The 21,436-nt window shown below is 73.2% G+C and carries 20 protein-coding genes; 5 read left to right on the top strand and 15 right to left on the bottom strand.

Annotation, left to right across the window (positions count from 1 at the left end; all coding sequences use genetic code 11):
* The coding region (locus tag GTW67_RS31535; protein ID WP_161168165.1) for a maltotransferase domain-containing protein at positions 1-879 on the bottom strand (879 nt) is incomplete at its 3' end.
* 53 nt (positions 880-932) lie between these two features.
* Complete coding sequence (locus tag GTW67_RS31530; RefSeq protein WP_161168164.1) at positions 933-1,253, bottom strand: DUF5133 domain-containing protein; 321 nt, start codon at positions 1,251-1,253, stop codon at positions 933-935.
* A gap of 263 nt (positions 1,254-1,516) precedes the next feature.
* Between GTW67_RS31530 and GTW67_RS31525 the strand changes: the two genes are divergently transcribed.
* The gene (locus tag GTW67_RS31525; protein ID WP_161168163.1) at positions 1,517-2,032 is read left to right on the top strand and encodes a pep a2; all 516 of its coding nucleotides are present in this window, start codon (positions 1,517-1,519) and stop codon (positions 2,030-2,032) included.
* Positions 2,029-4,176: a glycogen debranching protein GlgX gene (gene glgX, locus GTW67_RS31520; RefSeq protein WP_161168162.1), complete on the top strand. Its 2,148-nt coding sequence runs from the start codon at positions 2,029-2,031 to the stop codon at positions 4,174-4,176. The genes GTW67_RS31525 and glgX overlap by 4 nt, the downstream gene beginning before the upstream one ends.
* 19 nt (positions 4,177-4,195) lie before the next feature.
* Here the strand turns inward: glgX and GTW67_RS31515 are convergent, their stop codons facing one another.
* A complete protein-coding gene (locus GTW67_RS31515; protein WP_161168161.1) occupies positions 4,196-4,999 on the bottom strand; it encodes a VOC family protein in 804 nt (267 codons plus the stop codon).
* 227 nt (positions 5,000-5,226) lie between these two features.
* On the opposite strand from GTW67_RS31515, the gene GTW67_RS31510 reads away from it, so the two are divergent.
* Positions 5,227-5,547 carry an ANTAR domain-containing protein gene (locus GTW67_RS31510; protein ID WP_202437955.1) on the top strand — a complete coding sequence of 107 codons (321 nt, stop codon included), beginning with the start codon at positions 5,227-5,229 and terminating at the stop codon, positions 5,545-5,547.
* Positions 5,548-5,578: 31 nt separating this feature from the next.
* Here the strand turns inward: GTW67_RS31510 and GTW67_RS31505 are convergent, their stop codons facing one another.
* Positions 5,579-6,370 carry an RNA polymerase sigma factor SigF gene (locus tag GTW67_RS31505; protein ID WP_161168159.1) on the bottom strand — a complete coding sequence of 264 codons (792 nt, stop codon included), beginning with the start codon at positions 6,368-6,370 and terminating at the stop codon, positions 5,579-5,581.
* 401 nt (positions 6,371-6,771) lie between these two features.
* Between GTW67_RS31505 and GTW67_RS31500 the strand changes: the two genes are divergently transcribed.
* Positions 6,772-7,296, top strand: a complete 525-nt coding sequence (locus tag GTW67_RS31500) for a hypothetical protein (protein WP_161168158.1) — start codon at positions 6,772-6,774, stop codon at positions 7,294-7,296.
* A gap of 19 nt (positions 7,297-7,315) precedes the next feature.
* Here GTW67_RS31500 and hemC read toward each other — a convergent pair whose 3' ends face one another.
* From hemC to GTW67_RS31480, 4 genes are all read right to left on the bottom strand, one after another.
* Entirely contained in the window at positions 7,316-8,251 is a 936-nt protein-coding gene (gene hemC, locus GTW67_RS31495; RefSeq protein WP_161168157.1) for a hydroxymethylbilane synthase, read from the bottom strand.
* A gap of 65 nt (positions 8,252-8,316) precedes the next feature.
* Complete coding sequence (locus GTW67_RS31490) at positions 8,317-9,093, bottom strand: NPP1 family protein (RefSeq protein WP_161168156.1); 777 nt, start codon at positions 9,091-9,093, stop codon at positions 8,317-8,319.
* Positions 9,094-9,229: 136 nt separating this feature from the next.
* Positions 9,230-10,210 carry an ATP-dependent DNA ligase gene (locus GTW67_RS31485; protein ID WP_161168155.1) on the bottom strand — a complete coding sequence of 327 codons (981 nt, stop codon included), beginning with the start codon at positions 10,208-10,210 and terminating at the stop codon, positions 9,230-9,232.
* A gap of 97 nt (positions 10,211-10,307) precedes the next feature.
* Positions 10,308-11,762, bottom strand: coding sequence for an MFS transporter (locus GTW67_RS31480; RefSeq protein WP_161168154.1), 1,455 nt, complete (start codon positions 11,760-11,762; stop codon positions 10,308-10,310).
* Between the two features lie 228 nt (positions 11,763-11,990).
* Between GTW67_RS31480 and GTW67_RS31475 the strand changes: the two genes are divergently transcribed.
* Complete coding sequence (locus GTW67_RS31475) at positions 11,991-12,647, top strand: TetR/AcrR family transcriptional regulator (RefSeq protein WP_161168153.1); 657 nt, start codon at positions 11,991-11,993, stop codon at positions 12,645-12,647.
* A 19-nt stretch (positions 12,648-12,666) separates the two neighbouring features.
* On the opposite strand, the gene GTW67_RS31470 is transcribed toward GTW67_RS31475, so the two are convergent.
* The 7 genes from GTW67_RS31470 to GTW67_RS31440 form a co-directional block, all read right to left on the bottom strand.
* Positions 12,667-13,722 carry a YncE family protein gene (locus GTW67_RS31470; RefSeq protein ID WP_161168152.1) on the bottom strand — a complete coding sequence of 352 codons (1,056 nt, stop codon included), beginning with the start codon at positions 13,720-13,722 and terminating at the stop codon, positions 12,667-12,669.
* A gap of 160 nt (positions 13,723-13,882) precedes the next feature.
* Positions 13,883-14,080, bottom strand: a complete 198-nt coding sequence (locus GTW67_RS31465) for an MbtH family NRPS accessory protein (protein WP_161168151.1) — start codon at positions 14,078-14,080, stop codon at positions 13,883-13,885.
* Positions 14,077-17,928: a non-ribosomal peptide synthetase gene (locus tag GTW67_RS31460; RefSeq protein ID WP_161168150.1), complete on the bottom strand. Its 3,852-nt coding sequence runs from the start codon at positions 17,926-17,928 to the stop codon at positions 14,077-14,079. The genes GTW67_RS31465 and GTW67_RS31460 overlap by 4 nt, the downstream gene beginning before the upstream one ends.
* Complete coding sequence (locus tag GTW67_RS31455; protein WP_161168149.1) at positions 17,925-18,152, bottom strand: phosphopantetheine-binding protein; 228 nt, start codon at positions 18,150-18,152, stop codon at positions 17,925-17,927. The genes GTW67_RS31460 and GTW67_RS31455 overlap by 4 nt, the downstream gene beginning before the upstream one ends.
* A 3-nt stretch (positions 18,153-18,155) precedes the next feature.
* On the bottom strand, positions 18,156-18,788 hold the full coding sequence (locus GTW67_RS31450; protein ID WP_161168148.1) for an isochorismatase family protein: 633 nt from the start codon (positions 18,786-18,788) through the stop codon (positions 18,156-18,158).
* 28 nt (positions 18,789-18,816) lie between these two features.
* A complete protein-coding gene (locus GTW67_RS31445; protein WP_161168147.1) occupies positions 18,817-20,445 on the bottom strand; it encodes a (2,3-dihydroxybenzoyl)adenylate synthase in 1,629 nt (542 codons plus the stop codon).
* The coding region (locus GTW67_RS31440) for an isochorismate synthase (protein ID WP_161168146.1) at positions 20,442-21,436 on the bottom strand (995 nt) is incomplete at its 5' end. The genes GTW67_RS31445 and GTW67_RS31440, both read right to left, overlap by 4 nt.

The following is a 21,436-nucleotide window of genomic DNA, read 5'->3' as shown; positions in this document are numbered from 1 at the left end:
GTCGAAGTCCTCCAGCGTTCCCAGGTCGGGGTGGATGGCGTCGTGGCCGCCTTCGGGGGAGCCGATGGCCCAGGGCACGCCGACGTCGTCGGGGCCGGCGGAGAGGGTGTTGTTGCGGCCCTTGCGGTGGGTGGTGCCGATGGGGTGGATCGGGGGGAGGTAGACGACGTCGAAGCCCATCGCGGCGATCGCGTCGAGCCGGCGGGCGGCGGTGCGGAAGGTGCCGTGGGGCTGTTCGGGGGTGCCTTCGGAGCGGGGGAAGAACTCGTACCAGGCGCCGTACAGGGCGCGTTCCCGCTCGACCAGCAGGGGCAGCGGGTCGGAGGTGGTGACCAGCTCCCGCAGCGGATGCCGGGCCAGCACTGCGTCCACCTCCGGCGTCAACGCCGCCGCCAGCCGGGTGGCCACCGGCAGCGTGTCGTCGTGCAGCACCGCAGCGGCCGCCAGCACCACGGCCCGCCCGGAGTCCTTCGGCACGCCCGCGGCGGCCCGCCGGTACAGCTCGGCCCCCTCCTCCAGGACAAGACCGGTGTCGATGCCCGCCGGGATCTTGATCCGCGCCGCGTGCTTCCAGGTGGCGACCGGGTCGCTCCACGCCTCCACCCGGTACGTCCAGAGCCCCGGCGCGCCCGGGGTGACCTCGGCGCCCCAGCGGTCGCTGCCCGGGGCCAGCTCCCGCATCGGCGTCCACGGGCCGGACCGGCCCTCGGGGTCCTTCAGCACGACGTTGGCGGCCACCGCGTCGTGTCCCTCGCGGAACACGGACGCGGTGACCTCGAACGTCTCTCCCGCCACCGCCTTCGCCGGGCGCCTGCCGCGATCCACCACCGGGTGGACGTCCCGCACCGGGATACGCCCGATCGTCACGGTCGCGCTCATCCGTTCTCACCTCCGCCGTGCTCGAGGCCGGGCCCAGGGCCCGGCCGGATGGGTCAAGCCGCGCCGGAGGGGGTCTTCCGCCCCGACGGGGAGAGCCGCTCCACCACCGGAGGGCCGCGCCGGGCCGCTCGGGCGGTCAGGGGCCGCTCGCTCTGCTCCTGCAAATAGGTGACCAGGGTCGTCCGCAGATACCTTTCGGCGGCGTCCGCCGCCTCGCGTGCGCACCGCTTCCCCATGAGCACGCAGAGGGTGTAGCCGGCGTCCTCGAAGGTGGCCCGGACCCGCACGTCCGCGGGGGACGCGAGCATCATCCGTTCCCAGGCGCGGTAACGCCGCAGCTGCCGGGCGACTTCTGTCTTCGCAGGAAGCAGCATGGCCGGTCACCTTCCGTGACGGTCCGGTACGGACGATCCAATTCTTCACACATGGTGCACGGACGGTGACATCCCGTCTTGTTGGATCTTCAACCGCTTTGTCCGCCATCGCGCCACACCCGTCGCTCGTGTTGCACGAATGGACTACTGCTCCCACTCTGGAGTGACTCAGAAGCGACCAGTGCTCACGCTTCGTGTACGGGGAGCCCGTCCACCGAGGGACGAGGAGAAGCGAGAGCTATGCGCGGTGAGGAGCCACGACGATGAAGACCGCAGTGCCCTGCTACTACCACCTCGACGTGGAAGTCAGCCCGGAGCGGGTCGGACAGGTCAGGCGCATCCTGGCCGCTCACCTCAGGTTCTGGGACCTGGAGAACCTCGTCGAACCCGTCTGCTCGGGCGCCGAGATGCTGCTGCGGGCGATCGACGAGCACGCGAGCGACAAGAACACGTCGATAGAGATGTGGTGGAACCGCCACCACCTCATCACGGCGGTAGGGGGCAACGACCACGCGCTCCGTCCCGACCAGGACCTGCGCACCTGTCTGGAGCACCTCGCCGCCAACAGCGACGGCTGGGGGTGCTGCGCCACCGACACCGGGGCCAAGGTCATCTGGTTCTCGCAGCGCGCCCGCGCCGGCGAACGCGTACCGCTGGTGCCGACGGCACCGGAGCCGATCACCCAGGAGGGGCTGGAAGTGCCGCGAGAGATCACGCCGGTGGGCCGGGTGGCCAGTCCGGTCAGCACCACCCACGGCGTCCTGGAGGAGGCCCGGTGACCCGGGCCAGGCCGAACTGGAAGGGGTCGCCCGTGTGGAGCGGGCACCCCTATCCGCTGGGCGCCGCGTACGACGGACAAGGCACCAACTTCGCGCTGTTCAGCGAGGTCGCCGAACGCGTCGAGCTGGTCCTCGTCGACGAGGACGGCACCCACAGCAGCATCCCGATGCCGGACGTCGACGGCTTCGTCTGGCACTGCTACCTGCCCGGCGTCGGCCCGGGGCAGCGCTACGGCTACCGGGTCCACGGTCCGTGGGCCCCCTCCGTCGGCCACCGCTGCAACCCGGCGAAGCTGCTCCTGGACCCGTACACGCGGGCCGTGGACGGGATGGTGGACAACCACCCCTCCCTCTTCGAACGCGCCCAGGGCCGGCCGGACCCGGCGGACAGCGCCGGGCACACCATGCTCGGCGTGGTCACCGACCCGTTCTTCGACTGGGGCGACGACCGCCCGCCGCGGCGCCCGTACTCGGAGACCGTGATCTACGAGGCGCACGTCCGCGGCCTCAGCCGCACCCACCCCGACGTGCCGGACGAACTGCGCGGCACCTACGCCGGACTGGCGCACCCGGCGATCGTGGACCACCTGACCTCCCTCGGCGTGACCGCCGTCGAGCTCATGCCGGTGCACCAGTTCGTCCACGACGGCGTCCTGACGGACCGGGACCTGTCCAACTACTGGGGCTACAACACCATCGGCTTCTTCGCCCCGCACAACGGCTACGCCGCCCTCGGCACCCGCGGTCAGCAGGTCACCGAGTTCAAGTCGATGGTCAAGACCCTGCACGCGGCCGGCCTCGAAGTGATCCTCGACGTGGTCTACAACCACACCGCCGAGGGCAACGAGAAGGGCCCCACCCTCTCCTTCCGCGGCATCGACAACGCCTCGTACTACCGCCTCGTGGACGGCGACTGGCAGCACTACTACGACACCACCGGCACCGGCAACAGCCTGCTGATGCGCCACCCCTACGTACTTCAGCTGATCATGGACTCGCTGCGGTACTGGGTCACCGAGATGCACGTCGACGGCTTCCGGTTCGACCTCGCGGCCACGCTCGCCCGGCAGTTCCACGAGGTGGACCGGCTCTCGGCGTTCTTCGACCTCATCCAGCAGGACCCGGTGATCAGCCGCGTCAAGCTGATCGCCGAGCCCTGGGACCTCGGCGAGGGCGGCTACCAGGTCGGCAACTTCCCGCAGCTGTGGTCCGAGTGGAACGGCATGTACCGGGACGCCGTACGGGACTTCTGGCGCGGCGAGGAACACACGCTCGGCGAGTTCGCGTCCCGTCTGACGGGCTCCTCCGACCTGTACCAGCACAGCCGGCGCCGGCCCCGCGCCAGCGTCAACTTCGTCACCGCGCACGACGGTTTCACCCTGCGCGACCTCGTCTCGTACAACGACAAGCACAACGAGGCCAACGGCGAGGACAACCAGGACGGCGAGAGCCACAACCGGTCCTGGAACTGCGGTGCCGAGGGCCGGACGAAGGACCCGTCCGTGCTGGAGCTGCGCGGCCGCCAGCAGCGCAACTTCCTGGCCACCCTCCTGCTCTCGCAGGGCATCCCGATGCTCTGCCACGGCGACGAACTGGGCCGCACCCAGCGGGGCAACAACAACGCCTACTGCCAGGACAACGAGATCTCCTGGATCGACTGGCGGCTGGGCGAGGAGCAGCGCGCACTGCTGGACTTCGCCCGGCGCGTCATCGCGCTGCGCGCCGCCCACCCCGTCCTGCGCCGGCGCCGCTACTTCCGCGGCGAGACGGTGACCCACGCGGACCAGCCGCTGCCCGACCTGGTGTGGCTGCTGCCGGACGCGCGGGAGATGACCGACGACGACTGGCAGCGCTCCGACGCGCACGCCGTCGCCGTCTTCCTCAACGGCGACGCCATCGCCGAGCCCGACCCGTGCGGCCGGCCCGTCGTCGACGACTCCTTCCTGCTGCTGCTCAACAGCCACTGGGAGCCCGCCCGTTTCCGGCTGCCCGACGCGTCCTACGGCGAGCGCTGGGCGACCCTGATCGACACCGCCGACCCGGAGGGCGTCCCCGACGAGGCGGAGTGCAAGGCGGGCACGGCGCTGACCGTCGAGCCCCGCAGCCTGGTCCTGCTCTCGCGGCCGTCCCGCGGGGGCCGGTGAGCGGGTGAGCCGGCCGGGATCAGAGGCCGAGACGGCGCGCGGTGACCGTGAACTGCGCGCCGTCGGCGTCCCGGAGCACGGCCTCGTCGTCGCTCAGCGACAGCACGCTGCCGCCGTGCCGTTCGGCGGTGCGGGCGCAGGCGGCGACGTCGTCGACGGCGAAGTGCACCTGCCAGTGCGGCCGGATGGCGGGGTCGGGGGCGGCGCCCAGGGCGCCCGACTCGATGCGCGCCACGACGTCGCCCTGATGGCGCAGCACCACCTCGTCGCCCTCGTACTGCACCTCGCAGCAGCCGCTGCCCGACGCCCAGTCGAAGATCTCGCCGTAGAAGATGGCCGCGTCGAAGGCGTCGCGCGTGTGCAGCCGGATGAAGGCGGGACGCGAGGTGCGCCAGGTCTCCCAGTCGGAGAACAGTTCGCCCTCCCAGATCCCGAAGGTCGCGCCGTCCCGGTCGGCGAGCAGCGCCGCCCGGCCGGGCGGCAGGGAGATCGGCCCGACCGCGGCCGTGCCGCCCCGCTCGGCCGCCCGGGACACGGCCTCGTCGGCGCTGCGCACGGCGAAGTACGGCGTCCACGCCACCGCCATCTGCCACATCGCGGCGACCGCGGCGATACCGGCGACCGGCACCCCGTCGGCCAGGGCGATCCGGAAGGGCTCGCCCAGCTTGGCGGGCCGCCACTGCCAGCCCAGCACGGCGGAGTAGAACTCCTCGGTGGCCTTGAGATCGCGGCTGGTCAGACTCACCCAGCACGGGGCCCCGTACACGGATCGGGTGGAGATGATGCTGTCCGTACCGGCGGGGGAGGGCATGTCGTCGTTCATGTCAGTCGCGTCCTGGTCTCGTCCACCGGCAGTCACCGGTTCCACACCAGTGTCCGACCGGAACGGCGGGGGGCGCCTGCCGAGTACCCCGGCGGCGCCGCCGAAACGGTGGTGGACGCGCCCCGCACGGCCCAGTGGCGCGGGGTGGCACATGTGACGACGATGGAGGCGTCGGAGCGGTACCGCGCGGCACGAGCGGCGGTGACACGCCGGATCCGGAGGTGACCATGCCCACGGACGGGGGCCCGGACCAGATAGTCCGGTTGCAGGAGCAGATCCGGCAGCTGAAGGAGGCGGTCGTCTCGCACGCCGTCGTCGACCAGGCCATCGGGATGGTCGTCGTCCTCGGCCGGGTGACACCGGACGAGGGATGGGCCGTTCTGAAGGAGGTTTCCCAGCATACGAACATCAAACTGCGCAGCGTGGCGGAACTCATCCTCATCTGGGGGCGCACAGGAGTGATGCCGGCCCAGATCCGGATCGCCCTGGAGGACGCCCTGGACCGGCACGGCCCGACGCAGATCCCGGGCGCTCCCCCGGAGCGGTGAGGCCGGCGGGCCCCCTTCAGTGGGCCTCTGTTCAGCGGGCCTCCGCGAGGATCTCCTCGCGGATCCGGTCGAAGCAGCCGCTGAGCAGCCGTGAGACGTGCATCTGGGAAATGCCGAGCTGCTGCGCTATGCGGCTCTGCGTCATCCCGCCGAAGAAGCGCAGGTAGAGGATGGTGCGCTCGCGTTCGGGCAGCGCCTCCAGACAGGGGCGGACGGCCACCCGGTCGACGACCGTGTCGAAGGCCGGGTCCGGACCGCCGAGCGCGTCCCCGAGGGCGTACCCGTCGGTGCCCGGCATCTCCGCCTCCAGCGAGAGGGCGGAGAAGCACTCCAGCGCCTCCATGCCGGTGCGGACCTCGTCCGTGGTCAGATGCGCGTGGTCGGCGATCTCCTCGATCGTCGGGGCGCGTCCCGGCGTCGTCTGTGCCAGCTCCTTCGCGGCGCGGCGCACCCGGTTGCGCAGGTCCTGGATCCGGCGCGGCACGTGCAGCGTCCACATGTGGTCGCGGAAGTGCCGCTTGATCTCGCCGGTCACGGTCGGCACGGCGTAGGCCTCGAAGGCGTGGCCGCGTTCGGGGTCGTAGTGGTCGACGGCCTTGACCAGTCCGAGGGCCGCCACCTGGTAGAGGTCGTCCAGGCTCTCGCCGCGCCCGCGGAAGCGGACGGCGATCCGCTCGGCCATGGGAAGCCAGACCTGGATCAGTTCGTCCCGCAGGGCCTTGCGCTCCGGACCGTCGGGCAGTTCGGCGAGCCGTTCGAACGCGGCGGCCGTGTCGGGTGCGTCGTCGTGGGGGTGGGGCTTGGTTCTGCTGGCGATACGCATAGCTGCGCACCTCCCTCAGCAGGGGTGCCGGATGGACAGAACAGCGGGGTGCCGGTCGCGCCGGAACCCGTGGACGTGCCTCCTGTCCGAAGCACTGACAGGGGCTTTCCCTACCGGACCGAATCCAAAACAAGTCCTCATATATAGGGACATTAAGCCTTGTGGGCGCAGAACGCTCGCCCGAACGGCCGCACCGGCGGTCACCGGACGGTGCCGGTGCGGAACGTGATGTGCGGCACGCTCACCGTGATCGTCCCGAGGGTGCGCGGCGGATAGTTCCTGCGCAGCGCTTGATCACCGGTTCGAGGGGGTGAAGCCCCTGGCCACAGCGCATTCCGCTCATTTGACAGTGCACTGAGCACACGGATAGGAAGCAGCTTCGGGAAGTCGAGAGGTGCGCTGTGTACGAGCCGAACGTGGTCGGGGACTGGCAGGAGTACGACGAACATGCCGGTCTGCGGGTCCGCGTCCACCGTCTGGAGGCGGCCGAGCCGCCGCGGGGCCGCGACGACGCCGCCGAGGGCCTGACGTACTTCAGTGTCCGGGTGACCGTCGAGAACCGGGGCGGCCGGCCCTTCTGCGTCCACCTGGAGGACGGGCAGATCGACGTGCGGACCGGGCCCGACGGCGAGGGCGCCTTCCTCGACTGGCGCAACTCGCAGTTCGTCGAGGGCTTCGACGTCCACCCGCTGCGCCGCGTCACCGCCGTCCTCTACGCGGCCGGCCCGGAGGCGAGCCTCGCCCAGGTGGACGTCCAGGTGCAGTTGCGCGCGGACGAGGAGTGGGCCGACCGCCGGCTGTGGACCGGCGGACTCGGGCTGCACGAGCCGGCCACCGGCGCCCTGCCGGGCACGGTGCGCGACGACGGCCTCGCGCACCAGGTGAGCGCCTTCCTGCGGGACCAGGCGGAGGAGGGCACCGCCTGATCCGCCGGCCGGCGGGTCCTCAGTGCGCGATGCCGTCGATGACCTCCCGGGCGCCCTGACGCAGCAGCGCCACGGCGACCGAGGTGCCGAGCGTGGCCGCGTCGAGCCGGCCCGCCCACTCGTGGGCGTTCAGCCGCACCTTGCCGTCGGGAGTGAACACGCAGGCCCGCAGGGCGAGTTCCCCGCCGCGGTCCACCCGGGCGTACCCGGCGATCGGGCTGTTGCAGTGCCCCTGGAGCACGTGCAGGAACATGCGTTCCGCCGTGACCTCCCGGTGGGTGTCCGGGTCGCCGAGGCCGCTGACCGCGTCGATCAGCGCGGCGTCGTCCTCGCGGCACTGGAGGGCGAGGACGCCCGCGCCGATCGGCGGCATCATCGTCTCGGGGGAGAGGATCTCGCTGATCACGTCGGCGCGGCCGATGCGTTCCAGGCCGGAGACCGCGAGCAGCAGGGCGTCCGCCTCGCCGGCGGCCAGCTTGGCCAGCCTCCGGTTGGCGTTGCCGCGGAACGGAACGCACGTCAGGTGCGGGTGGGTGGCGGCCAGTTGGGCGACCCGGCGCACCGAGGAGGTGCCGATGCGGGTGCCGTCCGGAAGCTCGTCCAGGGTGAGTCCGTCCGGGTGGACGAGGGCGTCCCGGATGTCGTCCCGCTTCAGGAACGCGGCGAACACCGTGCCCGCCGGGAGCGGCCGGTCGGCGGGCACGTCCTTGACGCAGTGCACCGCGAGATCGGCCTCGCCCGACAGCAGCGCGGCGTCGACCTCCTTGGTGAAGGCGCCCTTGCCCTCCACCTGCGACAGGTCACCGAGCCACTTGTCGCCGGTGGTCTTCACCGGCACGACCTCGGTGCGCACGCCGGGGTGGAGGGCCGCCAACTCGGCCCGGACGCGCTCGACCTGAGCGAGGGCCATGGGGGAGTCGCGGGAGACGATGCGGATCAGTTCGGGGGCGGACATGCGGACACGATAGTGCCCTCGGGGATGTGCGGGCCGCGCGGTTCGCCCGACTGCCGCCCGTCCGGTCAGGCGTACGGGTCGAAGGGGATGCCGGCCGGCTTGGCCGCCTGGAGGTGGGAGGTGAAGCTGCCGTCCTTCAGGCCGAAGTGGGCGCTGCCGAAGTCGTACGCGCTCAGCTTGTCGCGCACGCCGGCGGGATAGCCGTCCCAGCCCACCAGGGCCGGGTACTGCCAGCCGCCCTTGTGGTTCTCCGGCGGTTCGTCGCCCGCGCCGGCGAGCCGGAAGCAGTGGGTGCCGATGCCGTCCTTGTGGTAGACGATCTTGGGGTGCGTGCCGTCGAAGCGGACCGCCGACCGCGCGTGCACGCTGAACGAGCCGTGGTTCGACGTCGAGACGTACTCGACGCTCCCGTCCCGCACCCACACCACGACGTGCTCCCAGTCGTGCCGGTGGCCGCCGAGGGAACTGCCGGGCAGCGCCTGGTCCTTCTCGAAGTACAGGCCGTACAGGTAGGCGCACCAGCCGTGGTCGCACTTGGCGCGCGAGTAGCTGTTGGTGTTGTCCAGGTCCGAGGCGTCCCGGCAGTTGCCGTTGAGGGCCCCGGTCGGGTTCAGGCCGCCGTTGACCGTGCCGTCGGAGGCGATGGCCGGCGTGGGGTAGCAGCCGTCGGTGTCGTAGTCGAAGGCCGGCTGGTAGGCCCGCTCCAGGCTGTCGGCGTTGCCGGGCAGCGCCGGGGGCGGGGCGGCGAAGGCGGTGGCGGGGAAGGCGACGACCAGGGCGAGGGCACCGAGCGGGACGGTGAGCCATCTCCTGCGGCGGGTACGGGCGGTACGCGACGACACCGGGTCCTCCTGGGGGTCCGGGCGGGGCCCAACGGCTGTGGGGGGAAAGGGAGTTCAGGGTCCCGTCTTTTCCCTACCGCGCCAAGAGGGCACGGGCGTACCGGTGGTGAAGGGCGGGCGAACGCCGCCCCGCGCGTCACACCATGTCGTCCGGGAGGTCGGCGGCCGACTCCTCGGGTGCCAGGTCCGGGCGCAGCCTCAGCCAGGACGGCTGGCGCAGCATCCCCTCCCGGGTGCGGGTGCTGTAGCGGACCTCGCCGACCAGCCGCGGGACGACCCAGCGGGCCTCCGGCAGCCGCGGCACCGGGTCGAAGGGGCACACGTCCGTCGCCGCGGCCCGCAGCAGCGAGGCCAGCTCGGTGCGCTCGGACGCGCTCCAGCCGGTGCCGACCCCGCCGACGTAGCGCAGCCGGCCCGCGGCGCGCTGGCCGACCAGGACGGCGCCCGGCAGGCCCGCGAGCCGCCCCTTGCCGGGCAGCCAGCCGCCCACCACGACGTCCTCGCTGCGCATGTTGCGGATCTTGATCCAGGCCCGGGAGCGGACGCCCGGCTCGTACACCGAGTCGGTCCGCTTGCACACCAGGCCCTCCAGACCGTGCTCGCGGGTGGCCCGCAGGGCCTCGGCGCCGTGGCCGACCAGCGCGGCCGGGGTCGACCAGGCCGGCCCGTCGAGACCCAGCTCCTCCAGGTGTCCGCGCCGGCGGGTGTAGGGCAGGCGGAGCAGGGACCGGGACCCCAGGTGCAGGGCGTCGAAGAGCACCAGGTGCACGGGGGCCTTCGCCGCCCGGTGCGCGGCCAGGCCGGGGGCGTGCGCGAGGCCCATGCGGGACTGGAGCAACTGGAAGTCGGCGCGGCCCTGTTCGTCCAGGGCCAGCACCTCACCGTCCAGCACGGCGGGCGTGGCGCCGAGCGCGGTGCCCAGCGGCCCCAGTTCCGGGTAGGCGGCCGTGATGTCCTGACCGGAGCGGGCGCGCAGCAGCACGCTGCCGTCACCGGGCAGGTAGGCCACCACCCGCTGGCCGTCCTGCTTGGTCTCGTAGGCCCAGCGGGCGTCCTGCGCGGCCGGCGGCAGGGCGCCGGGGGTGGCGAGCATGGGTGGGATCAGCGGCAGCTCCACGGGTCAGTTCTCGACGCGCCCGCGCGCCGTCACGCCCGTTGCCCGCCAGGTTCCCCTGAACGGCGCCGGTCCCCGCCGCGAGGACCGGCGCCCGGCGTCAGTGCGCGGAGGCGGCCGGCGCCTCCACGCCGCCGTCCGAGGCCGCGCGGGCCGTCCCGGCGGCGGGACGGTGCCGGGGGATGAAGGAGGCGATGACGAACGCGAGCAGGGCCGCGCCCGCGCCGATGCCCATGACCACCTTGAAGGCGTTCTCGGACGGCAGGGCGAAGCCGCCGAGGCTGACGGTCATCTGGGCCAGGATCACCCCGGCGATCGCACTGGCGACCGACGTACCGATGGACCGCATCAGGGTGTTGAGGCTGTTGGCGGCGGCCGTCTCGCTCGCCGGCACCGCACCCATGATCAGGGCCGGCATCGCCCCGTAGGTGAAGCCGATGCCCGCGCCGATGACGCAGGAGACCAGCACCAGGTGCCAGACCTCGGACATCAGCGCGATGTTCAGCCCGTAGCCGGCCGCCACGATCAGGGCGCCGATCATCAGGGTCACCTTCGGGCCCCGGGCCCTGGACACCATCGCGGAGACCGGGGCGAACGCCATCATCACCAGGCCGGAGGGCGCCATCACCAGGCCGGCGGTCAGCAGGGAGCGGCCGAGCCCGTAGCCGGTCGCCTCGGGCAACTGGAGGAGCTGCGGCAGCACCAGGGACATCGCGAACATCGAGAAGCCGACGGCTATCGACGCCAGGTTGGTGAACAGCACCTGGCGGCGGGCGGTGGTGCGCAGGTCCACCAGCGGCTGCGGGGTGCGCAGCTCCCACCGGCCCCACACCAGCAGGACCACCACGGCCGCCGCGAACAGGCCGAGGGTGAGGCCGCCGGTCCAGCCCCAGTCCGCGCCCTTGGAGATCGCCAGCAGCAGGCACACCAGGCCGGCCGCCATGCCGATGCCGCCCAGCACGTCGAAGCGGCCCCCGGTGCGCACCGCCGACTCGGGCACCAGCGCCCACACCAGCACCAGGGCGACCGCGCCGAGCGCGCCGGAGGTCCAGAACAGCATGTGCCAGTCGAGGTTGTCCGCGATCAGCGCGGCGGCGGGCAGACCGAGCGCGCCGCCGACGCCCAGCGAGGCGCTCATCAGGGCGGTGGCGCCGGCCAGGCGCTCGGCGGGCAGCTCGTCGCGCATGATGCTGATGCCGAGCGGGATCACCGCGGCGGACAGTCCCTGCATGGCCCGGCCCACGACCATCGGGACCAGGGAGTCGCTCAGCCCGCAGACCACCGAACCGGCGATCAGCAGCACCAGGCTGAACAGCAGCATGCGCCGCTTGCCGGCCATGTCGCCCAGCCGGCCGACGACCGGGGTGGCCACGGCGGCGGCGAGCAGGGTGGCCGTCACCGCCCATGCCGCGTCCGACGCCGGGGCGTCCAGGAGCTTCGGCAGTTCCGGGACGATCGGGATGACGAGCGTCTGCATCAGCGAGACGACGATCCCGGCCAGGGCCAGTACCGCCACCACGGCGTTCGGCCGCGGCGCGGCGGGGGAAGGGGGCATCGAGGTGCCTTTCGGAAAGGAGAGCGTGGATCCGGGAGCGCGTTTTAAGTCAGTCGCTTGAAGTATTCTAGAGGCCGCCGGAAGGGACCCGCTCGCCCGGGCCGCGCACGCCCGGGATCCGCCGTTGCGTAGGCTTCGGTGAGAAGGCGCCGTATGACGGCGGACCTGCGACGACTCGAGGGACCGGCCGTCGCGGGCCGTGAGGAGAGTCCCGGCGCGGTGGTGAGCATGGCGAGCAGGACGGTACGGGCGGAACAGGTCAGCGCGACCCGGCAGCTGATCCTGACCACGGCCGAGCGGCTGTTCGCCGAGCACGGCGTGTACGCGGTCTCCAACCGCCAGGTCAGCGAGGCCGCCGGACAGGGCAACAACGCCGCCGTCGGCTACCACTTCGGCACCAAGGCGGACCTGGTCCGCGCCATCGCCCAGCGGCACTCCGAGCGCGTCGAGGACCTGCGGGCCCGGCAGCTCGCCGCGCTCGGCGACTCACCGGATCTGCGCGACTGGGTGGACTGCCTGGTACGTCCGCAGTTCGACCATCTGGCGGCCCTGGGCAGCCCGACCTGGTACGCGCGGTTCTGCGCCCAGGTCATGACGGACCCGGCGCTGCGGCAGATCATGGTCGACGAGTCCCGCGGCTCCTCGTCGCTGCGCGAGATCATCGCCGGCCGCGACCGGTGCATGCCGGCGCTGCCGGACGAGGTGCGGGCCGAGCGGGGCGACATGGCGCGCCATCTCATCGTGCACACGGCGGCCGAGCGGGAACGCGCCGTCGCCGAGGGGCGCCCGACGCCTCGCGCCAGCTGGCGGGAGGCCGCCGACGGGCTCGCCGACGCGATCGTGGGCATGTGGCTCGCGCCCGTCACGCCCCGGCGCGGGGTGTGACGGGCGCGGTGACGTCGGGTCAGCGGGCGAGGCGGATCCGGGTCAGGGTGTCCTCGGCCGCTCCGGCTCCGGACTTGTCGACCACGTAGGCGACGCCGTCGGCGATCTCCACGTGGTTGGGGTTGGCGCCGGTGGCGAAGGTCTCCTCGACCCTGCCCTTCCTCGGGTCGACGCGGGTGACGTCGGCGTCGGTGCGGTTGACCACCAGGACGTCGCCGGACCGCTCGTCGGTCGCCACCGACAGGGCGCCCGCGCCGGTCGCCACGGACTTGGTGACGACGCCCTTGGCGAGGTCGATCACGGACAGGGTGCCCGAGGTCTGGTCGGCGGTGTAGGCGGTCCGGCCGTTCCCGGACAGCGAGACCGAGATCGGGCCGTCGCCGGCGGGCAGGAGGCGCGGGGCGCTTGAGCCGCGCCGCACCTCGATGAGGCGGTCGTTGTTGAGGTCGGCGGCGTACACGGTGCCGGTCCTCTCGTTGACGGCCAGGCCGGTCGGGGCGGCGCCGTCGACGGTGACGCGGCTCTTCTCCTTGAGGCTCTTGGAGTCGAAGGCGACCAGGGTGCCGTCGCCGAAGCCGCTCGCCCACACCGTGTCGTGGCGCTCGTCGACGACGATCTCGCGGGCGTGGGCGACGTTCGGCAGGCTGACGAGATGCTTGCCGGTGCGCTGGCTGTAGACGGACACCGTGTTGTTGCGGGTGTTCGTCGTCCAGACGGTGTTGTGCTCGTCGTCCACGGCCACGCCGTAGACGGCCTCGACGGCACCGGTGGCGGTGTCGGTGACCGGCGGCGTGACGTCGGCCTCGACCTTGAGGGTTCTCGGGTCGACCTTCAGCAGGTGCGACTCGGTGACCGGCGGGCGGCCGACGGCGGCGGTGACCCACAGCACGTCGTTCCGCTCGGAGTACGCCGACTGGTACAGGCCCTTGGTGAGCTTGGCGGTGGTGACCGTCGAGCCGGACCGGTGCGCGGACGCGGTGCCGGCCAGCGTCAGCGTGCTGCCCGCGGCGACCGCCACGGCGACGGCGGCACTGACGGCGGTACGGCGGCGGATGCGGGTGGCCTGGAGAGGCATGCGGGTGAACTCCCTTGTCTGGGAATGCGGATGGAGGAACGGATGAGACAGGGCACGGCGGGGCGGCGACAGCCGGCGCGGAACACGACGTGCGATCAACTAAGGTAAGGCTAACCTAACTTACTGATCATCGGGCGGTCAATCGCCATGAAGGCGGCGGTCATGCCGGGCCCGTCACCACCCGGTGCACGCAGCGTTCGTGCGGGGCCGGTCCGAAGCGGGCCGTCCAGCCGGCGGGCACCGCGCGCCAGGACGGCCACAGCGACAGCCTGCCGTCGGCGTTCTCCAGCACCAGGTGCCCGTCCCGGCCGTCGTCGGGGCCCGGGTCGAAGGGGCCGGGCACCTCGGGGGCCGTCATGCGTCGAGCTCCTTCAGGCGGGCGGCGAGGACCGCCGCGATGTCGTCCAGGTAGCGGTCCCGCATCAACTGCGGGTGCGTGCAGTCCAGATCGTGGTTGACGATCGCCCCGGTGACGTACGGGCGCCACGCCTCCCGCGTCAGCCAGTCCTCGGCGCGCGGGGCGGCCGCCGTGAAGAACAGCACGTCACCGTCGTAGGGGCGGTGCTCGTGCTCGCGCATCATGCGGGCGTGGTTGGGCACGATGTCGACGATCCGGGACAGGGTGCGGTCCGTGAGCCCGGCCAGCGGGCTGCCGGCCCGGCGCAGCGTGGCGAGCACGTCCTCGCGGGTGCGTTCGCCGGTGCGGTCGAAGCCCGCCATGCGCAGCACCGCGGTGAGCGCGTCGCCCTCCTCGGGCGCGGGCCGCTCCCGCCACTGCTCGGAGGGGAACGCGTCGAGCAGCGCGAGCAGGCCGACCTCCTCGCCCGCCTCCTGGAGGAGCACCGCGACGGTGTGCGCGAGGACCCCGCCGACCGACCAGCCGACCAGCCGGTAGGGGCCGTGCGGCTGGACCCGGCGGATCTGCCGGGCGTAGTCCTCCGCCTCCTCCTGGAGCGTGCGCGGCAGCGCCTCGTCACCGGTGAACCCGCGCGCCTGGAGGCCGTACATCCGCTGCTGCGGCCCGAGCCGCGCGGCCAGCCCGGCGTAGCACCAGGCGAGTCCGCCCGCCGGATGGATGCCGAACAGCGCCGGCCCCTCGCCCTCGGCGCGCAGCGGCAGGACGACGCCCAGCGCGTCGTCCGAGGCCGGTGCGGCGGCGTCCAGGCGGGCGGCGAGCGCGGCCGGTGTCGGCGCCTCGAACAGCGAGCCGATGGTCAGCTCGGCGCCGAACTCCTCCCGGATCCGCGCCACCAGGCGCACCGCGAGCAGACTGGTGCCGCCCAGGTCGAAGAACGCGTCGTCCGGACCGACGCCCTCGGCGTCCAGCACCTCGGCGAACAGCCGGGTCAGCGCCTCCTCGCGGGCGGACGCCGGGGCCCGCGTGCCCGCGCCGCCCGCGAAGACCGGGGCGGGCAGCTCACGGCGGTCCAGCTTGCCGTTGGGGCTCAGCGGGAAGGCGTCCAGCGCCACCACGGCCGCCGGGACCATGTGCTCCGGCAGCTCGCGCGCCAGCGCCGCCCGCACCTCCACCGGGTCGGCGCGGCCGGTGACGTAGCCGATCAGCCGGTCCTCGCGGACCAGCGCGCAGGCGCCGTCCACGCCGGGCCGGGCCGCCAGCGCCGCCTCGATCTCGCCGAGTTCGATGCGCTGCCCGCGCAGCTTGACCTGGTGGTCGGTGCGGCCCAGGTACTCGACCTCGCCCTTGGCCGTCCAGCGCGCCAGGTCGCCCGTGCGGTACATGCGGGTGCCCGCGGGACCGAACGGGTCGGCCACGAACCGGGACGCCGTCAGCTCCTCCCGGCCCAGGTAGCCGTCGGCCAGCTGGACGCCCGCGAGGTACAGCTCGCCGGGGACGCCGGGCGGGCAGGGCTGGAGGGCCGCGTCCAGCACGTACAGGCGGGTGTTCCACACCGGCCGGCCGATCGGCACCGGGCCGGAGTCCGCCGCGTCGCAGGCGTGGTAGGTGACGTCGACCGCGGCCTCCGTCGGCCCGTACAGGTTGTGCAGTTCGACGCCCTCCAGGGTGCGCGCGAAGGACTGCGCGGTCTCGCGCGGCAGCGCCTCGCCGCTGCAGAACACCCGGCGCAGCACCGCCGCGCAGTCCGCCGTGTCCGGCGCGGCCAGGAACACCTGGAGCATCGACGGCACGAAGTGGCAGGTGGTGACGGCCTGTTCGCGGATCAGGCGGGAGAGGTAGACGGGGTCCTTGTGGCCGCCCGGTTCGGCGACGACCAGGGCCGCGCCCTCCCGCAGCGGCCAGAAGAACTCCCACACCGACACGTCGAACGACGACGGCGTCTTCTGGAGCACCCGGTCCGCGGCCGTCAGCCCGTACGCGTGCTGCATCCAGCGCAGCCGGTTGTCGATCGCCCGGTGCGGCACGACCACACCCTTGGGACGGCCGGTGGAACCGGAGGTGTAGATGACGTACGCCGGATGGGCGGGGGTGAGGGCGCGGCCCGGGTCCGTCCACGCGTACGACGACACGTCCAGGCCGTCCAGCACGACCACCTCGGTGCCGGTGCCCTCCGGCAGGCGCCCGGCCCGGTCGGTGACCGCGCACACGGGCGCCGCGTCCTCAAGCATGTACGCCAGCCGCTGTTCGGGGTAGTCCGGGTCCAGCGGCAGATAGGCCGCGCCCGCCTTCAGCACCGCCAGCAGCGTCACCACCAGCTCCGCCGAGCGCGGCACCGAGACCGCCACCACCGCGCCCGGCCGGGCGCCGAGCGACTGGAGATGCCGGGCAAGCCGGTTGGCGCGGGCGTTGAGCTCCGCGTAGGTCAGGGACGTGTCCCGGAACACCAGCGCGGTCGCGTCCGGCGTGCGGGCTGCCTGCGCCTCGATCGGGCCGATCAGCGTTGTCGGCGGCAGCGCCCGCTCGGTGCGGTTGAACTCGTCAAGGACCAGGGCCCGTTCGGCCGGCGTGGCCACCGCGTGCACGGCGAGGGGGAGTTGCGGGTCGGTGCCGGCCAGCCGGTCGAGGAGGTGCAGGAGGCGCTCCTGGTGGGCGGCGAGGTCGTCCTCCCCGTACAGGGCCGGGTTGCCGTCGTGGTCGACGCGCAGGCCGCGGCCGTCCGCCCGGTCGTAGACGTTGACCGTCAGGTCGTCCACCGGGCCCGCGGACAGGTTGCGGGCGCGGGCGGGGGCGCCCGCGAAGTCCACGCCGTAGTCGAAGGGCATGACGTTGACGAGCGGGCCGACCAGGGCCCGGCTCTCGCCCAGCAGGCCCAGGTCGCGGCGGATGTCCTCGTAGCGGTAGCGCTGGTGGCGGCGCACCTCGCGGATGCCCAGCACCACCTGCCGGACCAGTTCGGCGAAGGTCGCGTCGGGGGTCACGGTCAGCCTGAGCGGCAGCACGTTCATCACCATGCCGGGCACGCGCAGCGCCACCGAGCCCATGCGGCCCATCATCGGCAGGCCCAGCACCACGTCCGTCCGCGCGGTGGCCCGTGCGGTGTACAGGGCCTGGGCGGCGATGAGCACGTCCGGCCAGGTGGCGCGCAGCCGGGACGCGAGGTCCTTCAGGCGTCCGGTGGTCCCGGGGGACAGGTGGGCGGTGCGGCGCAGGAAGGTCCGGGACGGCAGCGCGCCGCGCCCCGCGAGCCGGGGCACCTCGGGCCGGTCGGCGAACGCCCCGGACCAGTGGGCGCGGTCGGCCTCGAAGGCCGGGGAGGAACGGTAGGCGGTGTCGTCCTCGACCAGGTCGGCCAGCCGGCCGAAGGCGCGCGGCGCGGGCTCCTCGCCGCGGGCCAGCGCCGAGTACACCTCGGCGGTGCGGCGCACCAGCAGGGAGTAGCCGTAGCCGTCCATCACCAGGTGGTGGATGCGCTGGTACCACAGCCACCGCTCGGGGCCGACCCGGAACAGGGCGTGCCGGAACAGCGGGCCGCGCGCCAGGTCGAACGGCTCGGCGAGGTCGGCGCGCATCCACGCCTCGGCGTCGGCGGCGTCGCTCTCGCGCACGGTCAGCGGCAGGTACACCACGTCGGCCAGGTGCTGGCGGGGCCCGTCGGGCGTGTCCTCGACGCGGACGCGCAGCGCCTCGGCCTCGGCGGCCACCCGGCGCAGGGCGTCGGCGAACACCTGCGCGTCGAGCGGCCCGTCGATCTCCAGGCACTCGGCGGTGTTCTGCGCGGGGGAGAGCGGATCGAGGGCCTGCGCGAACCACATGCCCGACTGGGCGGCCGTCAGGGGCAGGACGGTCATACCGCCCCCAGCAGCGGCGCCCAGGCCTCGATGGCGGGCTGCTCTGCGAGGTCCGCGAAGTCCGCCGAGACGGCGTGGTCGCGGCGCCAGCGCTCAAGCAGCGCCATGATGCGGACCGAGTCGAGGCCGTAGTCGATCAGGTTCTCGTCGACGGGGATGTCCGCCGGGTCCTCGCCGAGGCAGTCGGCGACGTCGGTGCGTATCTGCTCGATGGTGAGCGCCATGGGTCAGACCTCCGTCAGGAGCGCGTCGGTGGTGGTGACGACCGCGCAGCGGCCGGCGGCGTAGCGCAGGGCCATGTCGTGGTCCGCGCGGGAGAAGTCGGCGACGGCGTCGGCGACCACGAAGGCGCGGATGTCCCGCTGCCAGGCGTCGGCGGCGGTCATCAGCACGCCGATGTGCGCGTACACGCCGGCGATCACCAGCTGGTCGCGGCCCCACTCGCGCATCAGCTCGGCGAGTTCGGTGCGGACGAACGCGCTGTACTTCCACTTGGTCAGCACCGTGTCCCCCTCCTCGGGGGCCACGACGTCCGGCGCGGCGAGTTTCGCCGGGTCGTCGGCGACGCCGGGACCCCAGAAGTCCAGTTGGAGGCCGCGCTGTTCGGGCGTCTGACCGCCGCGCTGCGCGGAGTGGACGACCGGGACGCCGAGGCGGCGGTACTCCTTCAGCAGGCGCGCCGTGTTGCCGAGCATGCCGGTCAGGGGCTGCTCGCCGGCCGGGAACGCGCCGAGGAAGTGCTGCTGGAGGTCGTGCACGAGCAGGACGGCACGCGCCGGGTCCACGGTCCAGGACACGCGGTTCGCGGGCAGCTCGTCCGGCGCCGGGAGCGGATAGGGGGAGATGGCGGGAAGTGCCATGGGGGGAGACCTCTCGGGGACGGTCCGGTCAGGACGGTTCGGCGGCGGACCGCAGCTGCTTCTTGCTGATCTTGCCGACGCCGGTCTGCGGGAAGGCGTCGACGAACTCGACCAGGTCGGGGACCTTGTAGGCGGCGATGCCGCGCTCGCGCACGAACCGTTTCACCGCGACCGGCTTCAGCGGCCCGGAGCCCTCGCGCAGGATCACGTACGCGAGGGAGCGTTCGCCGAGGTACTCGTCGGGGACGGCCACGACCGACACGTCGTGCACGGACGGGTGGCCGAGGATGATGTTCTCGACCTCCTCGGGGGCGATCTTCTCGCCGCCCCGGTTGATCTGGTCCTTGGCCCGGCCCTCCACCACGAGGTGCCCGCTCGGGGTGCGGCGCACGATGTCGCCGGTGCGGTAGAAGCCGTCCTCGGTGAAGGCCCGCCGGTTGTGGTCGGGGGCCCGCCAGTAGCCGCGGATCGTGTACGGGCCGCGGGTCAGCAGATGCCCGAACTCGCCGTCGGGGACGTCCCGGTCGGCGTCGTCGACGACGCGGATCTCGTCGTCCGGGGAGATCGGCAGGCCCTGTGTGGTGACCACGGTCTCCGGGTCGTCGTCCAGCCGCGTGTAGTTGACCAGGCCCTCGGCCATGCCGAAGACCTGCATCAGCCGGCAGCCCAGCGCGGGCTCCAGCCGACGGGCCGCCGCCTCGCTGTACTTGGCGCCGCCGACCAGCACCAGCTCCAGACCGGACAGGTCGTGCCCGCAGTCCGGGGCGGCCTCGGTCCACACCAGCGCCAGCGGCGGGACCAGCCCCGTCATGGTGATCCGCTCCCGCTCGATCAACGGGAACGCGGTCGCCGGGTCCGGCTTCGGGGCCAGCACCACCGTGCCGCCCGCGTACAGCACGCCCAGCCAACCGGGGGAACTCATCGGGAAGTTGTGCGCGGCGGGCAGCGCCACCAGGAAGCGGGTGTCCGCGTCGACGCCGCAGATCTCGTTGGAGCCCCACACCGAGTACAGGTAGTCGTCGTGGGTGCGCGGGATCAGCTTGGAGACGCCCGTGGTCCCGCCGGACAGCTGGAGGAAGGCCAGTTCGTGCGGCTCGGGCCCGTCGAAGGGGCCGGACGGGTCGCACGGCACCTCGCTCAGCGCGGTGTGTTCACCGGGGTCGCCGGCCACGAAGACGTGCTTCAGGCTCGGCGTCCGCTCCCGCATCAGCGAGGCCAGCGGGCGGTGGTCGAAGCCGGCGTGCACGTCGGGGACGACGTAGGCGACGGCTTCGGCGAAGGAGCAGAAGTGGGAGATCTCCGTCTCGCGGTGCGCGGGCAGCGCGTACACCGGCAGCGCGCCGATGCGGAACAGCGCGAAGACCACCTCGAAGAACTCGCCGATGTTCGGGAGCTGGACGACGACCCGGTCGCCCTTGGCGATGCCGCGGGCCAGGAACCCGGCGGCCAGCCGGTCGGCGCGCTCGTCCAGTTCCCGGTAGGTCCAGGTCCGGCGCTCGGGGGCCGGGTCGACCAGGGCGGTCCGGTCGGGGTGGGCGGCGGCCCGCTCGCGCAGCATGCCGCCGAAGGTCTCGCCGCGCCAGTAGCCGGCCTCGCGGTAGCGCGCGGCGAACTCGTCCGGCCAGGTGGGAGCGTCCACACCGGGGGTGACGGTCACAGCGAGGCTCCCACGGCGTGCAGGAAGGTACGGAACTTGGCGGCGGTCTCCGCCGTCTCGGCCTCCGGCGTGGAGGCGGCCACCACCCCGGCGCCGGCGAACAGCCGCAGGGCGCTGCCCTCGGCCTCGGCGCAGCGGATCGTGACGACCCACTCGCCGTCGCCGTCGGCGTCCTGCCAGCCGACCATGCCTGTGTAGGCGCCCCGCTCGAAGGGCTCCGACTCGGCGATCACCTGCCGGGCCAGCGCGGTCGGTGTGCCGCAGACGGCGGGCGTGGGGTGCAGCGCCGACGCCAGGTCCAGCGCGCTCGCGCCGGGGTCGGCGACCTCGCCCGTGACCGTGGTCGACAGGTGCCACATGGCCGCGGTGCGCACCAGGGTCGGCCGCTCCGGCACCTCCAGCGTGGTGCAGAACGGCGCCAGCGCCTCCCGTACGGCGGCCACGACGACGGCGTGCTCGTGCAGGTCCTTCTCGGACTCCAGGAGCGCCACCGCGCGCCGCACGTCCTCGGCCAGGTCGGTGCTGCGCGGCGCGGAGCCCGCGAGCGGGTTGGCGGTGAGCCGGCCGCCCCGCCGGGAGACCAGCAGTTCGGGGCTGGCGCCGATCAGGGTGCGGCCCGGGCCGCTGGGCACGGCGAAGGTGTAGCCGGCCGGGTCGCGGCGGGCCAGGCGGCGCAGCATCGCCGGCAGGTCCGGCTCGCGCGACGAGGTCAGCTCCAGGGTGCGGGCGAGGACGACCTTGTCGAACTCCCCGGCCCGCATCCGTGCCACCGCCGCGGCGACCGCCTCGCCGTACCGCTCGGGCGAGGGCACCTCCCGTACCCGCCACTCGGTCCGGTCGGCGTCCCGGGGCACGGGCAGGGCGATCAGCGGGTCCTCGCGCAGCGGCGGCGCCCAGCGCACCGTCTCGGGCACCGCCAGCGCGGGCGGGGCGTCCGACGCGAAGGGCAGCGCGCCCACCACGACCGGCGCCGGGGCGCCCGGGCGGCGCA

It is taken from the genome of Streptomyces sp. SID5910, assembly GCF_009862125.1.
GTDB lineage: Bacteria > Actinomycetota > Actinomycetes > Streptomycetales > Streptomycetaceae > Streptomyces.
The sequence above is the reverse complement of the archived record's forward strand: the minus strand, read 5'-3'. Positions and strand labels throughout refer to the sequence as shown.